The organism is Parapedobacter sp. (assembly GCF_035556095.1).
In the GTDB taxonomy this organism is placed as follows: Bacteria; Bacteroidota; Bacteroidia; order Sphingobacteriales; family Sphingobacteriaceae; genus Parapedobacter.
In genome coordinates this window covers 238,378-247,012 of the sequence record NZ_DATMFT010000029.1, presented here as the reverse complement: position 1 = coordinate 247,012, position 8,635 = coordinate 238,378, and the positions used below count along the sequence as shown (strand labels likewise).

Below are 8,635 nucleotides of genomic sequence, written 5' to 3'. Positions count from 1 at the left end.
CGCCCAGGGCCGTGCCGTAGGTGATGGCGGCGGGGTCGGGCCACGTGATCAACGGCGTGGCCTTAAGTACGTCAATCGTCGCTTCGGCAGCGACCGATTCGTAGTTGTCTGTATCTTCGGGTGTGAACGTCACTGTAAGCGAGTGGCCGGTGCCAGCTTCCAGCACCGTGCCCGCCACAGGGGTATAGATCAATTGCCCATCAACGTCAGCTTCCGCGTTCAGTTGCGTATCGTCTAAGGCCGTGCCATGGGTGATGGCCGCAGGGCTGGCCCAGGTGATTACCGGTGTGGCTTTTGCAATCACCAGTTCTTGTGGTACCGCTGTCGCCGGTTCAAACGCTGTATTCCCGGGCTGATTAGCCGTGATGGTAACCGTTCCTGCGCTTCGAATAGTTACGGTCACACCGTCGTCACCAATCGATGCAACCCTATTATCACTACTTTCAAACTGCACCGCTAGCCCGGATGTGGCGGTAGCTGATAATGCGAAAGGCTCATCACCATAAACCTTATCGTCCAACACGTCGAAGGAAATGGTCTGGGACGCCATCGGTATTTCACTTAAAATGTCACTCCATTCGCTTTCATTTCCCGCTTGATCGACCGCCGCGATGCGGTAATGATATTCCGTGCCGTTATCTAAATCGTCATGCGCGTAGCTGGTGGTGGCTATATCTGTGATCGCTACGGTTTCGCTTAAGTCATCTGCAGTCGTACCCATGTAAAGCCGGTATAGCGCAAAGTCTGGTTCCGTATTGGCATCCCAGCTAAGGACCAGCTTTCCGTCCCCGCGTTCAATAACCAGCAACGACGGTGTTTGGGGTGGGGTTTTATCAAAGGTTACCGTGCTTTCATCCGTTGCCGCCGCAACAATTTCGCCCCCGTTACCCGCCTTATCTTCAAATTTGATGGTAAAAGCAATGGCCCCTTCTTCATCATCGGCGGTCATGGTATAAGTCGCTTGCCAACTGTTGGGTACCTCGTCATCATCATCCAGCGCGCTGACTGTCGCCGTATTTCCTGCAATGGAGACCGTGGGCAAACCGACAGCTTCGTCGGCGCTGAACGTCAACGTGATTTCGTCGCCGGGCTTGGCCAAAGCATCGTCCATCGTATTGTTGGAAGCGATGGAAATCCCGTTCAATTCCGGTTTGATTCCATCTATCCGTGTTCCTTCTTCCGCGTCGCCGCAAAGCGAGAGGTCGGCTTCTTCTCCGCTGTCAGTGTACCGTATTTCCCCGCCATCTAATACGATATCAGCTCCCATTTCGATGCCTTCGGTGTCTTCATCCCCTTCCGCTACCTGATACTGGAATGTCAGTGTGTTGGACTCCGAACCGGATCCAAAGCTAGCTTTTCGGTTTTGCCCGCCCACGATGAGTGGGATATACGGTGTTCCGGTTACGGAAGCCGGTGCACTAAAAGTCACTTCAAAGGTGAGTGTCTGTCCGATTCCATATGTGCCGGCAGTAGGAACAGCCACTGTATTGCTCGGTGGTAGCTGTCGTTCGAATGCGCCCATATCAATGCTACCGCCATACAATCGCGGGTTACCTGCTGCATCCGAATCGAGCGCTAAATTATGGTCACCATTTTCGTAAAGCTCGTCGCTTCCGCTATCAAGCGCCGGGCTGCAAGCGCTGAGCCAGAGGTAATCTACGGATGTCCTGTCCGTACTCACAAAGTCTGCATCCCCTTCCACGTTGCCACCACCGTCGGCACCATAGGTTTCGTTCCATGTCCCCGACCCGCTACCGCCGCTCCCGGTGATCAAACTGTTCGTGTATTTGCGCGTAGATTCCCCTGCTCCAGGGTTATACACATTGTCTGCGGTTACCCCATCAGCTTTGTAATTACCGCTAACAATGCTATTTCCAATTTCCGCCGCTGCCGCTTCGCGCGCGTGGTACAAGCCACCGCCATTGGTCGCTTTGTTGGCGCCTAGCGTCGCATTAAGGAGAATCAAGTTGCCGTCATTGTAGATACCGCCGCCTCGCAGTGCTTGGTTATCCCCGATAACCGTATTGACTAGGGTTGCGGCTGTGCTGGCTTGGTGCAAATAAAGCCCGCCTCCGTCTCGCTGAGCGGTATTTCCCAAGATATGGCAATTTTCCAGGTACAACGCTGGCGATTCGTCGGCCAAATAAATTCCTCCGCCGTCGCTATTCGATGTGTTGTTGGTGACAGTTACCTCGGTCAGTTTCAGTGTCCCGTCGCCGGCATGGAAAATTGCGCCGCCACCCGCCGCTCCTCCATACATCGGCGGGCTGGTCACGGTATTATCCCGGATAACGACCCGGGTAAGTATCGGGCTGGAACCTTCACCATTGAGCATTCCACCACCCGAATATTCAACGGTATTATCGCTGATTTCCACATCCGTAATTTCAGGCGAGGATGCGTCCGTGTTGTAGATTCCGCCACCCCAGGTAGCCAAGTTATCCTTAATCCACAAATTCCTAAGCGTGGGTGATGCGTTCCAATTATAAATTCCGCCGCCCCGATCTGTGTCGCCTCCCTGGATAATAAAACCATCCAGTATCGTCCGGGCAGTGAGGTTATCGTTGGATATGACCGGATACCCGCCCCCGCCATACCCGATGAGGGCAGTTTCGTTCGCCTTCCAATCGCGCTGATTCTCATCACCACCATTGGCTGGAAATCCGCCATACACGGCTACGCCTTCTTTCAGCACAAACGTGATATGTGGCCTATCATAGTAAACCGCATGATAATCTCCAGCCGCTACCCAGACTTCATCTCCCTCCATAGATGCATCAATCATTGCTTGAAGGTTGCTGGAAGCCGTTTCCCAATCCAAGCCATTATTTCCCGGCGCACCGCCATTTGTAACCGTTTTGACGTAACGGATAGTGATAGGCAAGGGTGGTTGATTTTCGTTGTATTCGTAAGCACCTAAATCTATGGTGCTGCCTTCGTAAAACCGTGGATTACCTGCCACATCGACGTCGATGTCCGACAAGTCCGGCTCGGCATCGGGTGCAAAATAACCGTCATTACCAGCATCGATGACCGGGCTGGATTCCTGAAGTCTGTAATCTCCGGCTCCTGCGCTGAGGAAACCGGGATTGGTATCCCCTTCAATGTTACCCCTAGTTCCGGCGGTAGTCAGGCCTTCCACGAGACTGTAATCAACGGTCACCACATTTCCGGCTCCGCCCTGACGGATGCCGTTAATAGGAGCATTCCCGTTGCTATTGCCCCACGCAATGGTATTTCTCACAATTACTGAAGAATTGTCATTGTAGACCGCGCTGTTTTCCGAAGTATTACCGGCAATCGTGACATTGGTTAATATCAGAGAAGCGTCTGTATTTTCCATGGCGCCACCGTTATAGCCATTGCCGGTTTTATTGTTACTGAGTACGACATTGGTAAGGATTATGGGGTTGTCGGTGTCCATATTGCTCATTCCTGCCCCCGCATAGCTACTTTCATTGTGGGTAATCGCGACGTTGATAAACCGGGGAGCACTTCCGTCGCTATTATATACGCCGCCGCCCCAAGTTGCATGATTACCTCGGATTTGCAGATTGCTGAAGGTTGGCGAGGCATTTGAGTTGCGAACACCTCCCCCCCGGGACGCATTTCCTTCCGTGATGATAAATCCATCGAGTACGGCCGTAATATCAACACCATAACTGCTGACTATGGGGAGTTCTTCCGTGAGGTGCCTTTTGAGGACCGTCTGGTTTTCCCGCCAGTCACGCTGGGTCCAATCCCCGCCATCGGCAGGGAAACCACCATAAACGCCTACACCACTTTTCAATTCAAAACCCCTGGGCGGCATCCCCGTATCTGTTTCCGGGCGATAGGTGCCGGCGGCCACCCAGACCTCGCTTCCGGGGCTGGCGACATCGATCACTTCTTGCAAAACGCCAGATGCATCGGCCCAAGAATCACCGGTACCCGATGCCCCTTCCCGTACATAATATATCCGGCCAGTGGTAAAGGAAGCGGATGCGCCCCAACTGCCTGAATCGTCATCTGCACACTCCGCCCGCACCCAAACGTAGTACGTTGTTGCCGGGATCAAATCTACTAACACCACAACCGGCTGTTCGGTACCGTGGCCAACCGTGCTTTCCGTCGGCGCTGTGCTCGATGTGGATATGTAATAGCTATAACCATTGGCCGGGATATCGTCCGGTTCATCCCACGAAATCCTGGCGGATATGGTCGTCTGTTCGGAGATGGCTATACCGACAACAGGCGGGCAAGAAGGCGGTGGCCCGACATAGAAATCGTCAAAGGCCAGGTAGTAGTCCGCTTCACCTTCCTGTGCGGCATCTACCTGGATACGTATGGCCTCCCCGACATAATCGGACAAATCCAACCGTAGGTATCGCCATCCTGTTGTACCGTCGTTCGGTACCGTCTCCAACGTTTCATAGTGTTCGCCGAAATCCGTCGATATTTTTACTGTAAATTCGCCTGTTTCCAATCCGGGCGCACTTTCGGATGTGTAATAATTTACCAGTTTAAACCGGAACGACAATTCATCCCCTGTTTGGATAATGCCCACGTCCGATGTCGTGAACTGGGCACTGGGGTCACTGGAATACAAGTTATAATAAAGCAGGTACCCTGCACCTCCGTCGATGTCATCGTGATTGCCGATGTACCATCCATTGATTTCCCAATCCGCCGGTGTGGCCGCGGATGAAAACCCTTCCAGCCATGGCGTCGGTGTAACCTGCACCGTGGTGAACGATTGCTGCGCACTCCAAGCGCCCGGCGCATCTTCTGCACAGACGGCCCGCACCCACCAATAATACGTTTGCCCAGGAGCCAGGTCGGTCAATTCCACCTCGGGCAGTGAAATGCTCCCCGATGGTTCGGCGGCGGCATCGGGTATTGTTTCGTCGGTAGCCAGGTAATAATCATATCCCGCTGGCACGACAGCAGGTTCGTTCCAAGCCAACGTTGCGCTATTCGCCGTGATATCCGACGCTACCAATCCAGTTAGGGTGGCGCAGTCGGTCCCCGAACCCACCGAGAAATCGTCGAAAGCGATGAGGTAAGTGCCAACGGACCACGTTGCGACAATGCGCACCTGGATGGTCTCGCCCACATAATCATCCAATGGATAGGAGAATTCCTGCCAGCCACCGATTCCATTATTTTCAACTGTTTCAATATCGGTGTAAGGGCCTCCGATATCGGTAGCAATGGCGACGGTAAAATTCCCCGATCCGGCTTCGGGGGGTGTGTTGATGTATGTAGTCAGTTGATAACGGAAAGACAATTGGTCGTCAGGCTGCACCTCTCCCACATGTAACGTGGTAAACGTGCGTTGGCCAACATCGAAATTGTAATACAGTTCTTTATATATCGCATTTCCGTCTAGTTCGGAAAAATATGGATTCATTCCAACCTGCCATCCGGTTATCTCCCATCCTTGCGGCGCACCCTCGGTCGGGAAGTCTTCAGTCCACGGTGTGCTTACCCGCGTTGGTGTGGTAAACATCGCCAACGGTCCCCATTCGCCGTGGCTATCGTCATCGCAATATGCCCGGATCCAGAAATAATAGGTTTTACTTTCTTCTAAATCATCAAAGTGCACCTGTGTATCCGACGTGCGTTCATAGCTACCAGTGTACACATTGGGGGGCGTATTGCTATCCACAAGGTAGTATTCGTAGTCGGTACCCGTATCCTCCCACTCCACCATCGCGCCCGTATACCCCACGGTTGTAGCCGATACGGTGTTCAGTATGGGGCACTCCGCCAGCGGGCCCATACGGAATTGGTCAAACCCGACTTGGTAACTCCAAGACCTATACTCGGCAACGATGCGTACCTTAACGCGCTTTCCTTCATAATCATCCAGCGCATAGCTGAACATCCGCCAAGTAACTGTGCTATTGAGCGTAACCGTTTCGACATCCGTATAATGCGCGCCATAGTCTTCGGAAATACTGACGGTGAAGCGGCCTTCGGCTGGATTTCCACTGGAGAAATTATCCTTGGTTGCGTACAGGAAGGAGAGCACATCCCCCGCTTCCACACGGATATTGGGCGTTGTGAGTGTTTTATTCCAGTTACCCGCGCTGTTCGACAACGATGAATACACGATATTCCCTTCCGAATTGAGGATGTCGCTTCCGGCATTCACCTGCCAATGGGCCGTCTCCCAACCCGGCGGGGCTGCGGTCGATGCATCGAAGTCTTCAGCCCACGGGCTGGACAGTTCCAATTCGGTGCCAAATGTACCGGCAATGCTCCACGCACCGTATATGCCTTCGCCGCATACTGCGCGTACCCAAAAGTAGTACCGTTCGCCGGGCGATAAATCGGATAGGCTGGCCGAAGTGGATACGGCCGTTCCGGAAACATCGGTTGCGGCCGTTGGCGGCGTAGCGCTGTCCGCGTAATAGTATTGATATCCCCCTTCCGGTATGTTGAGGGGTTCGCTCCATGAAATCACGGCACTGGTTGGGGTAACCGCCGAAACCGATGGATTCAATGGTTGCGGGCATTGGGGCGGACCAACATAAAAATTGTCGAGTCCAAAATAATACGAGTAGATCTCGCCAATTGCTTCCACGCCGATACGGAGTTGAACCGCCTCTCCGGCATAGGCATTCATGTTGAGCATGAACGGCTGCCAACCGCGCGCACCGTCGGTTATAATGCGGTCTTCTTCGTGGAATGTCTCCCCCCCATCCGTCGATACGGCAACGGTAACCTCGAACGAACCAGCCGGGGCAGCCGCGTAGGGTAAATTATAATACGCATTTCGATAGATAAACGTGAATACATCCCCCGTTTCTACCGGCCCGATGGTATTCGTGATCATAAACCTCGATTCCCCGTTAGAGAAATAGGTGTTGACAAAATAGCTTTCTGCATCAAGCAGTGATTCTCTTCGGTCAACGGTCCAATCCTCGCTGGGCGACCGCCATCCTGCGGGCAATGCGTAATAATATGCCGTATCGAACCGCTCTGACCAAGGTGCTGATGTGGTAAACGACGTACCCACCCAGTTGCTGTAGTCGCCATCGCCGCAGTTGGCACGCACCCAGACGTAATACGTGGTGCCCATATCAAGATCAGACAGATCCACGAAAGTGTTTTTGGCTTCGCCACTTGGTCGTGTTGCGGCATCCGGCGGGGTGTTTGTCGTGGCGTAGTAATATTCGTACGCTTCCGTCGATAGGCCAGCGGCTTCCCAGGAAACCGTCGCCCCGTATCGCGAAATGCTACCAACCACCAAACCGGAAGTAAACAAACAAGACGGCAATGGCTCGAATTCGGGAATCAACTGCCACGAGCCGCTGGGAACATAATTGTAATAGGTATTGCATGGGCCGCTACCTTCCCCTCCGTCCCAGGTCCGCCAAGTCCGGAGTGCAAACGTAACGTCACCGGTAGCCCCATCGGCAAAGCTGACCGAACGGCTATAACTTTGCATCCCTGCCGACTCATCGGTGCCAAACGTCACGCTTTCTTCGCCTACACCCAATGTTGTCGAGTAGAGTATCGATGCTTGCTCGCTTTTCCAGGCGCTGTTTCGGGCTATCATGTCGTATTTGACAGTAAGCCCCGAGAGTTGATAGCCTATGGGCACTTCGATGGTCAGCGTAGGTTCGGGGGCACAGAAATCGCTTCCAACACCGGGGCTATAATTATACCGGGTTGGAATGTCACCGGCGGTATAATAATAGCCCGGCAAACACACAACAGGCCCAACCCAATCGCTATATCCTTCCGTATCGCAATTGCGACGAACGTAAGCATGGTAACTAGTACCGGCCGTCAATCCGGATATTCGTTGAGTTGTCGCCGTAATATCCGTCACCAGTAAGCCTTCATTATCGACATCAAAACCGGCAGCTCCCCACTTGATTTCAAAAGTACCACCGTCGCCTACCCATGAAAGATTAACGGAAGATGGGCTGATATCCACGACGGAAAAGCCATTGGGGCGCTGGCAAGCTGAAGGCGCACCCACGACAAGTGTATAATCCTCGGCTTGTCCGTAACTATATGTACCTCCTGGGTCGCTTGGAGAACTGTTGTAGTTTTTTATGACCCGCATACGGGTATAGCCTTCCAGTGCTCCTAGCGGCACCAAAATGTCTCCTGTAGCTCGTTTGTTATCGTTGCCGGTTGAATTCCTGATAGACCCGATTTCATAGATTTCACCTAAATTATCGAGGTGGCCATTTTGGTTCCAGTCGATGAAGACGGTAAAATAATTCGTCCATTCCCCGTCGGTATTACCTTCCAGGTCAATACTGATTGTTTCTCCTGGTTGGACGTTTGTAGATAAATGTGTAAAATCCTCCAGCCCCGGAACACCGTAGGTATGCCCATCTGTTCTATTATCTATGCTGCCGACTGACACCCTCGTTATGGGCTCAATCGTATTTGTAAAGTTTACCATAGGGTATGGGTATGGAAAAGGCTGCCCCAACACATTTCCACTAATCAACAGCAACAAGCCGATAAACCCGGCAATCCACTTCATTTCCCTAGGCAACAACGAAAAATAATCCAAATGATGCGGTAAATTTTCTTTTTTCATAACGCCCATAATGGTAGATACGGCTCGGAAACTGGCTATCAGTTTCCTTATAGGCAACAAATGAAATGAAAAAATAAAATG

Annotated in this window: 1 protein-coding gene; it reads right to left on the bottom strand. The window is 52.5% G+C overall.

The window, feature by feature from the left end; genetic code table 11:
* Positions 1 to 8,554, bottom strand: an 8,554-nt coding sequence (locus tag VNQ80_RS18860) for a fibronectin type III domain-containing protein (RefSeq protein ID WP_325641597.1), incomplete at its 3' end; no start/stop codon positions are given.
* Positions 8,555 to 8,635 lie beyond the last annotated feature (81 nt).